The 15,164-nt window shown below is 50.4% G+C and carries 15 protein-coding genes and 1 pseudogene; 6 read left to right on the forward strand and 10 right to left on the reverse strand.

Annotated features, from left to right (window positions below):
* Positions 1–139: 139 nt before the first annotated feature.
* The 3 genes and pseudogenes from V5J35_RS17200 to V5J35_RS17210 form a co-directional block, all read right to left on the reverse strand.
* Positions 140–1,924 carry an anthrax toxin-like adenylyl cyclase domain-containing protein gene (locus V5J35_RS17200; RefSeq protein ID WP_354008328.1) on the reverse strand — a complete coding sequence of 595 codons (1,785 nt, stop codon included), beginning with the start codon at positions 1,922–1,924 and terminating at the stop codon, positions 140–142.
* 120 nt (positions 1,925–2,044) lie between these two features.
* On the reverse strand, positions 2,045–2,464 hold the full coding sequence (locus V5J35_RS17205) for a glutathione S-transferase C-terminal domain-containing protein (protein WP_354011314.1): 420 nt from the start codon (positions 2,462–2,464) through the stop codon (positions 2,045–2,047).
* A gap of 39 nt (positions 2,465–2,503) precedes the next feature.
* Positions 2,504–2,673 (reverse strand): annotated as a pseudogene (locus V5J35_RS17210) (glutathione S-transferase N-terminal domain-containing protein); the annotation flags it as partial.
* Positions 2,674–2,791: 118 nt separating this feature from the next.
* Between V5J35_RS17210 and V5J35_RS17215 the strand changes: the two are divergent.
* The gene (locus tag V5J35_RS17215) at positions 2,792–3,514 is read left to right on the forward strand and encodes an SDR family oxidoreductase (protein WP_354008329.1); all 723 of its coding nucleotides are present in this window, start codon (positions 2,792–2,794) and stop codon (positions 3,512–3,514) included.
* 36 nt (positions 3,515–3,550) lie between these two features.
* Here the strand turns inward: V5J35_RS17215 and nhaC are convergent, their stop codons facing one another.
* Positions 3,551–4,963, reverse strand: coding sequence for a Na+/H+ antiporter NhaC (gene nhaC / locus V5J35_RS17220; RefSeq protein WP_354008330.1), 1,413 nt, complete (start codon positions 4,961–4,963; stop codon positions 3,551–3,553).
* A gap of 259 nt (positions 4,964–5,222) precedes the next feature.
* Positions 5,223–6,734, reverse strand: a complete 1,512-nt coding sequence (locus tag V5J35_RS17225; protein ID WP_354008331.1) for a hypothetical protein — start codon at positions 6,732–6,734, stop codon at positions 5,223–5,225.
* A gap of 507 nt (positions 6,735–7,241) precedes the next feature.
* Between V5J35_RS17225 and V5J35_RS17230 the strand changes: the two genes are divergently transcribed.
* Entirely contained in the window at positions 7,242–7,529 is a 288-nt protein-coding gene (locus V5J35_RS17230) for a DUF2288 domain-containing protein (protein WP_354008332.1), read from the forward strand.
* Positions 7,530–7,612: 83 nt separating this feature from the next.
* Here V5J35_RS17230 and pstB read toward each other — a convergent pair whose 3' ends face one another.
* From pstB to V5J35_RS17250, 4 genes are all read right to left on the reverse strand, one after another.
* Entirely contained in the window at positions 7,613–8,383 is a 771-nt protein-coding gene (pstB, locus tag V5J35_RS17235; protein ID WP_354008333.1) for a phosphate ABC transporter ATP-binding protein PstB, read from the reverse strand.
* Between the two features lies 1 nt (position 8,384).
* Positions 8,385–9,293 carry a phosphate ABC transporter permease PstA gene (gene pstA, locus V5J35_RS17240; RefSeq protein WP_354008334.1) on the reverse strand — a complete coding sequence of 303 codons (909 nt, stop codon included), beginning with the start codon at positions 9,291–9,293 and terminating at the stop codon, positions 8,385–8,387.
* Positions 9,293–10,144 carry a phosphate ABC transporter permease subunit PstC gene (gene pstC / locus V5J35_RS17245; protein WP_354008335.1) on the reverse strand — a complete coding sequence of 284 codons (852 nt, stop codon included), beginning with the start codon at positions 10,142–10,144 and terminating at the stop codon, positions 9,293–9,295. Before pstC ends, pstA begins: the two co-directional genes overlap by 1 nt.
* Positions 10,145–10,240: 96 nt before the next feature.
* Positions 10,241–11,083 carry a phosphate ABC transporter substrate-binding protein gene (locus V5J35_RS17250; RefSeq protein WP_354008336.1) on the reverse strand — a complete coding sequence of 281 codons (843 nt, stop codon included), beginning with the start codon at positions 11,081–11,083 and terminating at the stop codon, positions 10,241–10,243.
* Between the two features lie 181 nt (positions 11,084–11,264).
* Between V5J35_RS17250 and arfB the strand changes: the two genes are divergently transcribed.
* The 3 genes from arfB to V5J35_RS17265 all read left to right on the forward strand — a co-directional run bounded on the left by arfB (position 11,265) and on the right by V5J35_RS17265 (position 12,837).
* On the forward strand, positions 11,265–11,678 hold the full coding sequence (gene arfB, locus V5J35_RS17255; protein WP_354008337.1) for an alternative ribosome rescue aminoacyl-tRNA hydrolase ArfB: 414 nt from the start codon (positions 11,265–11,267) through the stop codon (positions 11,676–11,678).
* A gap of 3 nt (positions 11,679–11,681) precedes the next feature.
* A complete protein-coding gene (ybaK, locus tag V5J35_RS17260) occupies positions 11,682–12,155 on the forward strand; it encodes a Cys-tRNA(Pro) deacylase (protein WP_354008338.1) in 474 nt (157 codons plus the stop codon).
* Positions 12,156–12,261: 106 nt separating this feature from the next.
* Positions 12,262–12,837: a hypothetical protein gene (locus tag V5J35_RS17265; protein WP_354008339.1), complete on the forward strand. Its 576-nt coding sequence runs from the start codon at positions 12,262–12,264 to the stop codon at positions 12,835–12,837.
* 47 nt (positions 12,838–12,884) lie between these two features.
* Here V5J35_RS17265 and V5J35_RS17270 read toward each other — a convergent pair whose 3' ends face one another.
* A complete protein-coding gene (locus V5J35_RS17270) occupies positions 12,885–13,985 on the reverse strand; it encodes an NAD-dependent epimerase/dehydratase family protein (RefSeq protein WP_354016458.1) in 1,101 nt (366 codons plus the stop codon).
* Positions 13,986–14,153: 168 nt separating this feature from the next.
* Here V5J35_RS17270 and V5J35_RS17275 point away from each other — a divergent pair, with 168 nt between their 5' ends.
* Entirely contained in the window at positions 14,154–15,110 is a 957-nt protein-coding gene (locus V5J35_RS17275) for a Tim44 domain-containing protein (RefSeq protein ID WP_354008341.1), read from the forward strand.
* Positions 15,111–15,164 lie beyond the last annotated feature (54 nt).

Here is a 15,164-nt window from a genome sequence, read left to right on the forward strand (position 1 = left end):
CAAAAGCGTAATAAAAAAAGCTGCGTGATTATATCCATATTGGGTGTCTGGTGCATCGTAGAATTCCACAGACCTTAGCCTGTGAACAGGATCAAATGGACTAGCTGATTTGGGTACACAGGCTCTTTGATCAGGGGTATCAGTGCCGCATGGAAATCATTGGCTCTCCAGTCACCGAGCTGTAACGTCTGAAGCTTTTGCCGCGGACGCGGTGAATGCTTCCCCACGCCGGATTGGTGGGGGCGTAGTAGCTGTTGTCTTTCAGGAGGTTAATAAATGCCTTCAGCTCCTTTTCATCTTCGATGATGTAATAACGCTCTTTCAGGGGCTCAATGAACCTGGGCAGAACGACGGTTAAGGGGAAGTTGGTGTCGAGATCAGAAACAGGATTGTTGTTATCGGCACCATGGTGGAACATCGGGTTCAGGCCGGTGCGTCCAATGGCGTAATTGAGCTCATGTAAATAGAGTTCTTCCTGTTTGGTCAGGTTGCCAAGCACTTGATCCATGTTTTGCAGGAAGGATTTCAGACTCTGCACCTCTAACTGTATTTTTGCAAACTCAGCTTTTGACTGCTCCGATAATGTTTTCCCTTCCAGCCGGATCAGCCTTTCGCGAATTTCATCCGGGCTGATTTCAGGCACTGGCACTTTGTCTTTGCCAGCCAGGTCAAGCTCTTCCTGCAGAGAGTAAAGGAAGCACAGGTCATAATCCGGTATCAGGGGAATCACTTTAAGCGGTACAAATTCACCGCCTTCCTGTATATCGATAAGCCAGTCACCGTCCTCTGTTTTTGTACCCCGGTAAAAATAAGGTGAATGTCCGGGTGATGGCCGGCACTGAAATGTAATCTGGTCTCTGGTAGTGTACTCAAGCTGTTCAATCATCGGCACATCGGAACCGGGCAGCTTTAGCATCTGCAACCTTTTCAGTTGTTGATCTGTTTGCCTCAGTTGCACAGCTTCATCAGACCATTCGTCAGCATAACCCTGAAATTTTTGCAGCTTGTCGGCGGGAGCGTCAAAGAGCTTGCCGTACTCCTGATTGTCGGTCAAAAAAGGTGCTTGTACTCCCCATGATGCGGACTTTTGCTTGTGGCTTAATGGCTTGGATCTGGCATTGTCCAGGGCAAGCTGTGTGGCGGTTTCCGGAAACGGCCTGATGCCAATAACCAGTCGGTTCACGCTACAGGTTTCGGCAAACTCAGTCAGGTGTTCTCTGGGAATCCCCTGACCAGGATAGGCCAGAACGGCTTCAAGCCCACCGGTGACAGGCAGCTTATTAATGTACTTCAGCAGATCAGGAGGCGTTAGCTTGCGCTTCAGCTTTGGGGGAGTAGTGGGCAGCGACATGCAACGTCGAAATATTTTTCTCCCCGACGAAACGTTCCACCCCTTGTCTTCTGGTTCTTTCTGAACCAATGTTGATGCCGGTGTCCTTGTCGTGGACTCTATGGAGGATAAGCTGCGACGTTTCCGGAACGGACCGAATACAGACTGTATAGACAGAAAATACGATGTCGGCTCAGTCCCCCGGGAGTCGGTGCTCAACTGTCTGGAGTACTGTCGCCTGAGATAGTGAGCAGATATTGGCGATTCCGGCTGTTCAATAGCAGGCTCGTCCTCGTTCCCGGGGCTTGAGGAAATGGTTGAAAGGACAGAAGGCAGCTTTGCATCCTGTGTTTCGGTGACTTTAGCTGGCAGGCGAAGCTCCAGAGGTTTTGCAGGAGGTGTTGAATCAGCGGAGCTGCGATTTAACGATACTGTGAACTGAGGGCTGAGCCTTATCTGTTTGTGCGACCAATACAGTGAATCGGAGTGGGGGCGGCGCACCGAAAGAAGGTAATCGGAAGACTTTGACCGAATAATAGCCCGCGCCACGGCTTTGTTTTCAGGAACCGTAGATTCAGTTGTTTTTTGCGGCAAATAAATTCCGGGTTTTGGTTGACTTCCTTCCAATCGCTAACCCTCTGGGATGCTGGATCGACAGGGGTTGGACAATAAACAGGGGTATAAGTTCAATGCAGAAAGGCGCTGGCAGCGCTCTCAATCAGGCACCTGCGGCTGCTTCGGGGGCGGCTGCCAGACAGCCCGTTTGTTCATGATTGTCTGAAAAAGGCTGGAGCCAAGGATATTATCCAGCCAGCGGATGAGTTGTGGGTAAGGGCCGTTGTAGAACCAGTCCCGGTCCACATGGGCAAACTGGCGAACAAAGGGGGCAATACCATAGTCTGTGATGCTCAGATGATTCGCACTGAGCCCCGTGGTGTGTAGCAGCTGGCTTTCGAGCAGGGACAAAAAGCGCTCGCCCTGCTGACGATAATATTCAGCGGAATGATCAGGGTGACGGTCGGCGTATTTATACCGGTCGAGCCAGAGTTTGAATTCGCTGTCGCATTGTTGAATCAACCCGGTATCTTCTGTCAGCCAGTTTTCCGGGTCGTTCAGGTTCAGCGCCCACAGCATGATGTCCAGGCTTTCATCAATCACTTGTCCATCGGGTAAAACCAGAACCGGAACTGTGCCTTTGGGAGACGCAGCCAGCATGGCTTCAGGTTTGTCCCTTAACAGGATTCCCGATACTCAACCGCTTGCTGGCTGACGGCAATGGCCAGCCTTGCCCTCATGGCATATGGGCAGCGGCGAAAGGTGTAGAGCACTGGCTGCTGTGTCATTTTTTTCTAAAGATAATGAAAGGTTATGAATGATCTAATGAATAGATATTTCCAACCATAGTGTTAGAAGGTTAGAGTAGCACCGTCCTGAATTGGTATAGCATACCGGAGAAAGCCAATGAGCAAACCACTAATCGTAGTAACAGGTGCCAGTTCCGGCATTGGTGAAGCTATTGCCCGCACGTTCAGTGAGCAGGGCCATCCTCTGCTTCTGCTGGCAAGACGGGTTGAGAAGCTGGAAGCCCTGGATCTGCCTGAGACCCTGTGCCGAAAAGTTGATGTCACTGACCGGGCTGCCGTTACGGCGGCGGTTAAAGAAGCGGAGGAGAAGTATGGTCCCACTGATTGCGTGGTAAACAACGCTGGCGTGATGTTGCTTGGGATGGCGGCAGACCAGAGCCCGGAAGAATGGGACAGAATGGTAGACGTGAATGTAAAAGGCGTACTGAATGGCATTCATGCGGTGCTGAAACCAATGCAGGCGCGCAAGGGCGGCACCATTATCAACATCAGCTCTGTTGCAGGCGTTAAAGGGTTTCCAAACCATATGGCATACTGTGGTACCAAGTTTGCCGTTCATGGTTTAAGTGAAACCCTGAGGGAAGAAGTAGCTGACGACAATGTTCGAGTGATTGTTATCGCGCCGGGTGCTGTTGAAACTGAGCTTCTGAGTCACACGACGTCTGAAGACATCAAAAGCGGCTATGAAGGCTGGAAGGACAGTATTGGCGGAGCGATCTCAGCGAGCGACGTTGCTGCCTGCGTGTCCTTTGCTTATGGGCAGCCGCAAAATGTGTGTGTGCGTGAAGTCGTTGTCGCTGCGACCCGGCAGCAGCCCTGAAAGCTTGCTGAAAATTTGACTTAGTTAGAATTTGACTTAGTTAGAATTTGAACAGTTGCGATCAGTCGCTGGCGTTGCCATGTTGAGCTTCATGGGCTTTACCCGGGAGAACAGCATGGCAACGCCAATGCAGATGAACGACAGCCACATATAAGGCAGATAGTCCAGTGTGGCAACGCCCAGAACGCCGGTCATAAATATGCCATTATCACTCCACGGTACCATGCCACTGGTAAGCGTTCCGCCAAACTCGGTGTTGCGGGACAACAGGTGGCGATCCGCTTTCATACGGTCGTAGGTGTTGACCAGCAGGCGTGGCGTCAGTATCAGGGAAACATACATGGCACTGCCCAGCAGGTTGCCCATGAAGGCGGTCAGCAGGGTGCAGCCAGTCAGTTTGCTTTCATTGTTGATATGTTTTTCCAGCCGCTCTGCCAGCGCATGAATAATGCCTGTCTTTTCCAGCAGGCTGCCAAAGCCCAGCCCAAACACTATAACAGCCAGAGAGCCAAGCATGCCCTGCATACCACCATTGGCTAACAGATTGTCGAGAATAACAACCCCAGTATCCGGTTGTGGCAGCACCCAGGCACTGCGAAGGGCTGTGACGGGGTCTGTGTGTTGAAACAAGATCGCCCAGATAACACCCAGCAGTGCGCCGAAACTGATGGTTGGAAACGCCGGTTTGTTGATGGCTAGCAGAACAACAATTGCAACCGGTGGAATTATACAGTGCCAGCCGATATTGAAGTGCTGATCCATGGCATGAAGAACCTGTTGAACCTGCTCAAGGTCCATATGATGGCTGTATTGCAGACCGGTGATCGTAAACAGTGCCAGTGTGATGCAGTAACTGGTCAGGCTGACAGGCAACATTCGACGTATATGACGGCTGATGCCAACACCGGACATGCTGGAGGCCAGCACTACGCTGTCAGACAACGGTGACAGTTTATCGCCAAAGTAGACGCCGGAAAGAACCGCGCCGGCGGTAATGGGGGCAGGTACTCCCAGACTTTGCCCAATGCCCATCATGGCTATGCCTGCCGTACCCGCTGCGCCCCAGGACGTGCCGGTTGCCAGGGCGGTCATAGAGCAGATCAGAACGGTGGCTGGGAGAAAAAGCCCCGGACTGATGGTGGTCAGGCCTGAGTAGATAATGGCGGGAACAATGCCTCCGGCGATCCAGGTGCCGGTCAGTACGCCCACAGACAGAAGAATCAGGATAGCGCCTGTGCCATTGTATATTCCTTCAGCAGCAGCCTGTTCCAGTGACCGGTAATCGTGTCCAAGCCAGATACCCAGAGCCATCACCACAAACCAGCCAATATAAAGGGCCAGATGTACCGGTAAGTCAAACAGGGTGGTAAATGAGAAGGCAAGCAGCAGAAATAACCCCAGAACCAACACGATCTGAAGCAATGAGGGTAGAGAGGGACTTCTCGACATACAGCATCTCCGGGCAATTAATAGGACATCTGTACCCTTAGAGCCACTAAGCAAAGCAGGAACAGAGTTTCTCTATCTAAGACTGTCTGTAAGCAAAAAAGTGCCATATGAAGTAATAGAGAAAGGTATTGACCAGTGAAATTAATAGTTCGACTTTTGTCTTTTTGCCATTGATTGAGCAGAAAAAGCCTGTGCTCCTTTGATGACAGGCTTGCAGTGAATGAATCAGAATTCCTTATGAAAATGTCTTATTCCGGTGCTATTTTTTCTTAATTCGCCACCAGGGACTTTTGGGTTTTCTGTCCTTTCTGGATAGTTCCTGGTTCTGCTGATTCTGTTCTTGTCCTTGTTGCTGATTCTGTTGATCCTGTTTTTGTTGCGCCTTTGCTTTTTCTGCGCGGATTCGTTCAAGGATTCTCTGGTCAAATAATTCTGAATCTGCGATTTCGTCAAAGAGTGCCTCATTAAAACTAAAGGACGATCTGAGTACCTGCTTACTCAATAGTTCCTGTAGTCTTTGTAAAACCTCAATACGCCCCGCCAGAATCATGTCGTTGGGGGCATGGGGGAGGTGTGGATATTTCATTATAAAGAATAGAATTCTGATAAAGGTGTTGTACTCACTCATTTTATTTTGCTGGCTTAACCAATACAGGGTATTGCTAACTATCCAGGCTAAAATAGAATCCACATCCCTGTTGTGCTCTCCGAGTTGGTATGTTGGCTCAATCTCGCTAAGTGTCTGCATCCTGGCGTATGACTCATCAACCCTGCCAAGAAACAGCAGATAGTATGCGTCAGTCGCTGAATACAAGACGTGCAGCATGTGAATGCCTTCAGGAGAGCTACGATAGTTTTGCATCATATAGTGGTCAAAAAAGTACCATACCCTGCTACTGGCATAGGCTTCCGCGCTTCCTTCAAGGTGCCGGCTTACCTCAGAACTGTGCGTTGAAAGAATGGCCATTTCATACAGGAAGGTTAACAGTCGGCTGCTTGCTTCAGTATGGCTGCCTGTTGTACGCATTGGCATCTCAATTTCAGCCCTCACAATTAAGTTAATGCTGTTGTACAGACTGCTGTATGCATAATTGATCCACATACTGAGAGGTGCGTTATTTCGCTCGAGAGCCCCTTGCAAATTCCGTAATGAAAACTGTAGGCCTTCCCAGCCAGGCTGGGTGTTTGTCAGCTGATTGAAGTTTATATCGCCTTGATTGATATAGAGATGAATCAATCCGGCGCTGTCATGGAATAGTGTCGCAAGACCAGGTTCATTAGCCTGATTTGCAATGTTATGGAGGACAAAATAAATATCGGTCAGGGTATAGTTATTGGGCGAAGCTAATATGTATTGCAGTGCCTGGACTGGTTGCGCGAAGGGCAGTGATTGATGGACTTGAAAACGCCATGAAGGCGAAGCTGCACCATCAACAACGTCTGGGCTATGGATTCTGCTGCGCAATCCGTCATACATTTCAGCCATGTGACGGTTAGTACCGACAACGAGTTCGTCCGGGTTTGATAAGCCATCAGTGTCGTCTGATGGCTGTTGGTTGTTCTGTGAATCCGGATAATGATTTATCTGAATTTCTGGCCGTCTTTGTGTATCACCGGGATCGCCATTTTGAGGCAACTGAGGCAGGGAAGCCGGATCTGCATACAGTTCTGGCGCTGCGCCCCGCACGACAGGGACTGAATCTTTTATGGGGGGGGCGGCGCTGGTGGAACCAACGGAGAGCGAGATAATCATACTGCCTGATAACAGCAAATGCCTGCTGACGTGTTCAGAGGTTTCAGAGAATGGCAATTTTTTCTTAAACATTGTACGCATCTCATTGTAATGATGATTAATGTAGTCAATGTCCTTCGGTGCTCTTTACTGCAGACTTAATGTATTTATAAGACTGATTTTTTATGGCTGGAATTATTGATCAGGTGTCCATGAAGTGGGTGCATCAGTATAGCCAAGGAGCTCTGGAAAGATGAATTTTTGATTTAGCGAAGTTACCGTAAATGCTCGCATTGATAGTATGCTATTTTTAAATACATTTTTTCTCTGACTACCATCTGGCATGAGTCAATCTGCTTCGGTAATAGAAGCTCCGGTGATATGAGGTTATGAATTGAAGATTTTCTTGTCGTTTTTCCTGGTATCAAAGGCTCTGTTTTACGGTCGCTCAGGTAGAAAATATAACCGGACTCTTCTATTGGTTTACCCTTGGGGACGGCTTACACTGATGCATTAAAGGGTATGTAAGTAGCAAGAAGAAATCCCATGCAGGAAGTAAAAGAAAAGCTCAATCTGGAAACCGCCCGTATCTCGTGGAAAGAGCTGGAGCGTTTTTTCGCACAGGGTATGGTGCTGAATGTCACTGGTTCGCTGGATTTGATTGAGGCCGGTTGTGCCATTGCAAAAGATGATACTCAGCAGGTGCAGAGGTGGCTTAAAGGTGAGCAGTTAGCAAAGGTTTCTGACCAGCAGGCACTGGAATGGCATGAGCTGGACACAGAGCTGTGGAGTGTGGTTGTGCGCCCCTGGATACTGGTTCAGGATCGTCCCTGAAACATTCCTGAAAAAAGGAAACACCGTACAGCGGGTGCTTGTACGGTGTTTCTTGCAATCATGGCTGTTTATGCGTCTTCAGTTTAACCAAAGCGTCCGGTGATGTAGTCGTGAGTACGCTCATCAGATGGCGTCATAAACAGCTTGTCAGTGTCGTCAAACTCAATCAGTTCACCCATCAGGAAGAAACCGGTTTTGTTGGAAATACGACGCGCCTGGTTCATGGAGTGCGTCACAATAACAATGGTGAAGTCCTTGCTCAGCTTGTCCATCAGGTCTTCGACACGGGCGGTAGCGATGGGATCAAGCGCACTGGTGGGTTCATCCATCAGGATAACGTCCGGCTTCATGGCAATCGTACGGGCAATGCACAACCGTTGCTGCTGACCACCGGACAGACCCAGCGCGGAATCTTTCAGCCGGTCTTTCACTTCGTCCCACAGGGCCGCGCCCCGCAAGGACTCTTCCACCACTTCGTCCAGTACACGACGGTTGTTAATGCCCTGGGCGCGCAGTCCGTAGGTGATGTTGTCGTAGATGCTCATCGGGAACGGGTTGGCTTTCTGGAACACCATGCCGACTTTCATGCGCAGGCGCTGTACATCAATCTGACCGTAAATATCCAGCTTGTCCAGTTGTACCGAGCCATCAATGCGAGTACCCGGAATCAGGTCATTCATGCGGTTCAGGGTGCGCAGCAATGTGGACTTGCCGCAGCCGGAAGGGCCAATGAGCGCAGTGACTTCCTTCTCAGGAATGTTCATGGAGATGTTGAACAGAGCCTGTTTTTCACCGTAGTGCAGGTTCAGGTTTTCAATCTTGAATTTGCTCTGGTGCAGTTCAGGGGTGCGCATATCATTTAGCCTTGAAATATTTGGAAATCACACGGGTCAGGACATTCAGTCCCAGCACAATCAGCACCAGAGTGGTAGCCGTGGCATACGCCTGATTCCATTCACTGATGGAAAACAGTTCAGTGGTCAGTTTATAAAGGTGTACGGTCAGTGTACGACCAGAGTCGAATACAGAGTTTGGAATCCGTGCCACCATCCCGGCAGTCATGAATACCGGAGCCGATTCTCCGATGATCCGGCCGATACACAGGATGATCGAGGTGATAATGCCGGGCAGGGCATTGGGCAGAATCAGACGCCAGATGGTATAGATACGGGAGGCACCCAGTGCGTAAGAGCCTTCACGATAGCTCTGTGGCACGGCGATCAGAGATTCTTCCGTGGTGCGGATAATTACTGGCAGAATCAGGATGCTCAGTGTCAGCGCACCGGCAAGGATGGAAAAGCCCATGCCAAGGGTTGAAACAAACAGGGTCAGACCAAACAGGCCGTAAATGATTGAAGGAATGCCTGCCAGGCTTTCAGTCGCAAAGCGAATCAGCTTGACGATTTTACTGCCGGGTTTGGAATATTCGGTCAGATACACCGCTGCCATAATGCCAATGGGGGCTGCAATCGCCAGCGACAGGCCCACCATGTAAAGGGTGCTGACAATCATGGGCCAGATGCCTGATGTACTGCCTGTGCGGGTATAGTTTGTGGTCAGAAATGCCCAGTCAACATGGGCAATACCGTTGCTGACAATATGCCAGAGAATCCACGTCAGAATACCGGTGGTTCCGACGGTAGAGAGTACGATCAGGCCAAGAACAATATTATCCTGAATTCGTCGTTTGTTCTGTCCTGCGCTCAGGTCAGCAGATTGATCTCTATCCGCAGGAATGGACTGTTCAGATACCAGACTGGTCATTAGGACACCTTCTTACGGTTGAGATACAGCAGCGCAGAGTTCAGCAGCATGATAAAGATAAACAGTACGATACCTGTCGCATACAGGGCGTTGGCGTGCAGGCCGCTGGCGTAAGACATTTCCAGTGCAATGTTGGCGGTCAGGGTTCGGGAAGGTTGCAGCAGCCCGGCAATCATGGGCGCATTACCCATGACCATAATGATCGCCATGGTTTCACCAATGGCACGGGCAATACCCAGAATAACACCGGTAAGGATACCGGAGCGGGCAGCCGGAATAACGACCTTAAATATGGTGAATATTTTAGACGCACCCAGTGCCAGAGAACCTTCCCGGTAAGTTTGTGGAACGGCTCTCAGGGAGGTTTCAGACAGGGTGATCACGGTTGGCAGAATCATAATGGCCAACACAATAATACCGGCCAGTGTTGTGTTACCGGCAGGAATATTAAAGACCTGTTCGATCAGCGGCACGATCACCACCAGACCAAAGAAGCCGTAAATAACAGAAGGAATACCTGCCAGCAGCTCAATGGCTGTGCGCAGGGTATGGGCAAGGCGCTCAGGCGCAATTTCTGCCAGAAATACCGCAGTCAGCAGACCCATTGGCACACCAATCGCAATGGCACCAGCGGTCGACAGTACAGACCCGCTGATCATGGGCAGAATGCCAAAGTAACCGGGTGGGTTCCAGGTAGAGCCGGTCACAAACGCTCCGACACCGACGCTCTGGAGAGCCGGCAAACCTTCAATAAAAATAAAGATGGCAATGGTGGCTACGGCAAAGGTGCTGACCAGCGCACTCAGGAAAAACAGGCTGTGGAACGACTTGTCGATTCGAACCTGTCGCATGTTGGGCGTCATGGTAAGTGTGGCTCTCTATTAATCAGCTATTCATCACAGAGAGCCGGTGAACACAGGGGACACCGGCCTCTAAAACTGGCGGTATCAGATGACAGAGATGTAACCTTTGTCCTTTACAATCTGCTGTGCTTCTTCCGTCAGCATCCAGTCCAGGTAGGCACGGCTGGCTTCGCTCTGTTCAGCGCTGTTGAACATCAGCTCGAACGGACGGGCGACACCGTAGGCACCGCTGCTGATATTGGTATCAGTCGCTTCAACACCGTTGACGGTCAGGGCTTTCAGACTGTTGTCTACAGAACCCAGAGAGATATAACCAATCGCAAAGTCATTCTGTGCTACAGTGGTCTTCACTGCGCCGTTACCCGCTGCAACCTGAGCAGAAGCTGAGATAGCAGAGACTTTCTTGCCGTCTTCAGTGGTCATCTTCAGGGACATGATGTCTTCAAAAGCACCACGGGTGCCGGAAGCCGGGTCGCGGGTAACCACAACAATCGGGCTGTCAGAACCGCCTACTTCGTTCCAGTTCGTGATCTCGCCTTTGTAAATGGCAGAAATCTGGTCGGTGGTCATGTTAACCACGGCATTGCTGTTGTTAACAACCACTGCAATGCCGTCGTGTGCCAGGGTGAACTTCTCAACACCGGAAGACAGTTCGCTGTCTGTCACCGTGCGGGAAGACATGCCGATCTGACTGGTGCCGTCGTTCGCAGCACGGATACCGGCAGAAGAACCTGTACCCTGTACTTCAACCACCACGCCGGGGTTGCTGCCCTGGAAAGATTCACCCAGAACTTCCATCAGTTCGGTGACAGATGTAGAACCGGACACGCTGACAGACTGGCTGGACTGGCTATCTGCACCCCCGCAGCCCACCAGAGTTGCTGCAACACCAATAGCTCCCAGAGTGGACAGAATGGTTTTTTTCACGTTATGGCCTCTTTAATTGACTTCTCAGCGGATGGCTGTTTGGTTAGAAATCAGAAGTAAATGGATGATGAGGCAGAGAGTAGGGGGGTTATATGACAGAAAAGTTTCTCAAATATGACAGAAATATTACAAGCAGTGAAAAATTGATTTGGATCAATAGAGAGAATTAACTTAATTACTAATGATCAGAATTTCACACAATGTTTCCCTCGATGATGAGGAAATCAGTATCACGTTTATCCGGGCTCAGGGAGCTGGTGGACAGAATGTCAACAAGGTCTCGTCTGCAGTTCATCTGCGTTTTGATGTACGGGCTTCTTCCCTGCCGGATTTCTATAAAGAGAGGTTGTTGAAACTGCGTGACCAGAGGATCACCCGGGACGGTATTATTATCATCAAGGCACAGCGTTACCGGACTCAGGAGAAAAACCGTGAAGATGCCCTGCAGCGACTGGTTGAACTGATTCAAAAAGCCGGTACAGTGCAGAAAAAACGTCGACCGACCAAACCCACCCGAGCCTCCCGGGCCCGGCGAATGGATAAGAAGAACCAGCGTGGCCAGGTCAAGTCACTGCGTGGCCAAATCAAGTATTGAAACATGACTCCAGCAATCAATCTGGCAAAAAAAGCCAACATCCCGTTCACTGTCCATGAATATCAGCACGATGTCGGTGCTGATTCCTACGGTCAGGAAGCGGCTCAGAAACTCGGCCTGAACCCTCAGCAGGTCTTTAAAACCCTGATCGTCAAACTGGACGGCCGGCAGCTGGCTGTTGGCATTGTACCTGTGGCCGGGCAGCTTGACCTGAAAGCCATGGCGAAAGCCTGTGGTGCCAAGAAAGCCACTATGGCGGAACAGGCTGAAGCTGAAAAAAGCAGTGGCTATGTTCTCGGGGGGATAAGCCCCCTGGGGCAGAAAAAACGGTTACTGACGATACTGGACCGTACCGCCGAACAGTTTGATACCATTCATGTCAGTGCGGGTCGTCGGGGGCTGGAAATTGAGCTGGCACCTGCGGACTTGCTCACCCTGACAAAGGGGCAGTTGTCCCCAATTGGTAAGTCTGGCTGACAGGATGGTCAGTTAAACTGCGCAAAAGGCGGGTGTCCGGAACTTCTTGCCTGAAACGCACTCTATTCTGGTAACTATTTGTATGTGAGAAGAAAAGGAGTTCGCCATGAATCCATCTGCCGTTGCAGGCCCCATCAAAAATATGCTCAATAGCTATGGTCGCACCATTGCAACGTTTATGGCTGGTGCAGCAGGGCGCAGTGCAGGTGTGCAATACGGTCCCGGGATTGTTAACTGGGCGATAAACCGTACGGTCAGTGGCGTTCTTCCAAGGTTCTTTCTTCGTAATGCTGCGCACGCTGCCATCGGTGGTGGCTATGCCTGGTTCGGACAAATTGCCCTGGGTGGCGCGGCTGCCTTATGCCCGGGACCTGGCAAAATCGCCCAGACCTGGACGGGGTACAAAGCCGGTCGTGATTATCAGAACCAGCTGAAAACATTTGACCCCGAAGCGCTAACAGTGAAGGCGGTTGAAGAAGGCTGGTTGTTGTGCGATGACCTTCAGAAGAAGCCACCTGAAATCAATGACCAGGTTGATACTGAATCTTTTGTCGTTGTTGGAAATGAGGCAAAGGATTTGCCAACGCCTGCACAGATGGGAACGCCGGAAACGTTTGAAATGGATGATCTGGCATCTGACAAATCCGCAGAAGGGTTTGAGTTTGTCGATGAGCTGGATTGATTCTCATGCCGGAAAGTGACGCTTTCCGGCATGTTCTGACTGACCTTTCAAGCGACCTTTTTCTTGACTCCTGCCTTGCTTCTGCTTCTAATTGTTTCGTGTAATGTCCGATAGTAGGGCATGGATTGTTCCCACGCTTCTGCCGTTGAGAATAACGGTGAATAACCCAGTTCGTTCCTGGCTTTTTCAATACTGAAATAATTGTCGATACCAATTCGCTCCAGTGCCAGGGTGGTTTGAGGCGGTTCAGGCAGTTTGATCATCAGATGCAGCTTTTCCCATACCTGAAAAACCTGTTTAACCAGACGGTAAGATACTCTCCGGCCCGGATAGTTGTATCCCAGTGCCTGAACCAGAGTTTTGGAAAACTCCATCATATTGACGGGTTCCCCATCGTTGATAAAGTAAGCCTGCCCCGGCGCATTGCCCTGCTCACTGAGTTGCCGGGCAGCCAGTATCTGGCCATGCACCAGGTTGTGGATAAAGGAGTTATCCAGACACGCAGAGCCATTGCCGATTAACGCTTTAAAGGCGCCTTTTACCAGTTGCTCAATCATCAGTTTGAACATGGTCTGGTCGCCGGGACCCCATATGCCGCTGGGGCGAATCGCACAGGTATATAAACCATGGGTGCCATTGGCTGCCAGTACCAGTTGTTCGGCTTTGGTTTTGGTCTCTGTATACAGATCCCGGAACTCTGTTACGTAAGGTAAGGACTCATTGCCTCCGACAATGGGCTGACCATTAATCACGACACTGTTGGAACTGGTGTAAACCAGTCGTTTAATGTTGTTGACCATGGCTGACTCGATAACGTTTTTTGTGCCTTCAAGGTTCACATCGTATGACAACTGACGTGTTTCTTCCGGGACAATGCTGCCGGATCGAATATCGATGATGGCAGCGGTATGAAAAACGGTATCAATATCTTCGCATGCCAGCAGAACGGCTTCCTTGTTACGAATATCGCCCTGAAGGCTTTCGAGATTTGGATGTTCTAGGGTGTTTTTTACACGATCAAAAGAGCGGACGTTATAGCCTTTGTTCAGAAGGGTTTGTACCAGATTACTGCCCAGGAAGCCTGAGCCTCCTGTTACCAGAACCTTGCCCGGATCAACAGGGGCAGGCAGGGAGTTGATTGTATTCATCACTGTTATTCTTGTTATTGGATTACTACAAATTACTATTCTGAAGTGCGATTGGCCGATATGGCAAGGTTAGAATGGATTAGAAATCGGAATCGCTTTTATGTAAGTGCGGGTTGAAATATTCATTCATACCCATAGGATAGGAAGACCACAAGAGGTAGATAGTGAATGAAAAAACTTGCTTCGCTGATGGCCATGTTAATGGTGTTCAGCCTTGCCTTTACGGCTCCTGAAGCTGAAGCCCGGCGTTTTGGCGGTGGCAAAAGCATGGGGCGCTCGTTTAAAACGGCTCCGGCCCCCAAGCGGCAGCCTGCTTTCCAGCAGAACCGGGCCGACCGGCAACAACAGAATGCCAACCGCAATCAGCAGAACAACAGCCGCAAGGGAATGTTCGGCGGTTTGTTGGGTGGTTTGCTGGCCGGAGGGTTAATTGCCTCCCTGCTCGGAGGAGGGGCTTTCGGCGGTATCCAGATGATGGATATTCTGATACTGGGGCTTCTCGCCTTCGTGCTGTTTAAAGTGTTCCGGAGTATGAACCGGGCGAAAGCAATGGCTGGCAACCACTCGGGTGCTTCCCGCCGTGACCAGTCTTTCGGTCAGGGCAACCAGAACTATCGTGACCAGCTGCAGGACCTGTTCAGCAATGAGACGCCTGCGGAGTCCCGTGATGCGGGGTTTAACGATACCCCTTCAGGCCCTGAGGGTTCCGGTTCAGAGGCTCAGACGGGTTTTGGTGCCAGCGATGTGCCTATGAATGTGCCGTCGGATTTCAACCTGAATGCTTTCCTGAATGGCGCCCGCGACCACTACCGCACTCTGCAGGAAGCCTGGAACCGAAGTGATTTCAAAACCATGCAGGAGTACCTTGATCCGGAACTGTTTAAACAGATGAAACCGGTACGTGAACAGTTGCAGGGTGATCAGCATACGGAAGTGATGTTTGTTGATGCCGAAATGGTGCGCGCCGATTACACGGCAACTGTAGCTCAGATCAGTATTCGTTTTACCGGTAAATACCGTGATACGGTTGAAAGTGTGGAAGAAGATATTACCGATATCTGGCACCTTGAGCGAGACCTGACCCGGGAGAATGCCCCCTGGCGGATTATCGGGATTGAGTCCTGATCGTTGCTAGACGATTTGATTGCGTTTGACCTGTAGGTTGGGTAGAGCGAACGC

The organism is Endozoicomonas sp. NE40, assembly GCF_040549045.1.
Classification (GTDB): domain Bacteria; phylum Pseudomonadota; class Gammaproteobacteria; order Pseudomonadales; family Endozoicomonadaceae; genus Endozoicomonas_A; species Endozoicomonas_A lisbonensis.

What these genes read in the sequence shown, in the direction of transcription:
- V5J35_RS17265 (WP_354008339.1), top strand. Translation starts at nt 12,262, where the DNA reads ATGAATCCATCTGCCGTTGCAGGCCCCATCAAAAATATGCTCAATAGC.
- pstA (WP_354008334.1), bottom strand. Translation starts at nt 9,293, where the DNA reads ATGACCAGTCTGGTATCTGAACAGTCCATTCCTGCGGATAGAGATCAA.
- ybaK (WP_354008338.1), top strand. Translation starts at nt 11,682, where the DNA reads ATGACTCCAGCAATCAATCTGGCAAAAAAAGCCAACATCCCGTTCACT.
- V5J35_RS17270 (WP_354016458.1), bottom strand. Translation starts at nt 13,985, where the DNA reads ATGAATACAATCAACTCCCTGCCTGCCCCTGTTGATCCGGGCAAGGTT.
- V5J35_RS17205 (WP_354011314.1), bottom strand. Translation starts at nt 2,464, where the DNA reads ATGCTGTGGGCGCTGAACCTGAACGACCCGGAAAACTGGCTGACAGAA.
- arfB (WP_354008337.1), top strand. Translation starts at nt 11,265, where the DNA reads ATGATCAGAATTTCACACAATGTTTCCCTCGATGATGAGGAAATCAGT.
- V5J35_RS17215 (WP_354008329.1), top strand. Translation starts at nt 2,792, where the DNA reads ATGAGCAAACCACTAATCGTAGTAACAGGTGCCAGTTCCGGCATTGGT.
- V5J35_RS17275 (WP_354008341.1), top strand. Translation starts at nt 14,154, where the DNA reads ATGAAAAAACTTGCTTCGCTGATGGCCATGTTAATGGTGTTCAGCCTT.
- pstB (WP_354008333.1), bottom strand. Translation starts at nt 8,383, where the DNA reads ATGCGCACCCCTGAACTGCACCAGAGCAAATTCAAGATTGAAAACCTG.
- pstC (WP_354008335.1), bottom strand. Translation starts at nt 10,144, where the DNA reads ATGCGACAGGTTCGAATCGACAAGTCGTTCCACAGCCTGTTTTTCCTG.
- V5J35_RS17230 (WP_354008332.1), top strand. Translation starts at nt 7,242, where the DNA reads ATGCAGGAAGTAAAAGAAAAGCTCAATCTGGAAACCGCCCGTATCTCG.
- nhaC (WP_354008330.1), bottom strand. Translation starts at nt 4,963, where the DNA reads ATGTCGAGAAGTCCCTCTCTACCCTCATTGCTTCAGATCGTGTTGGTT.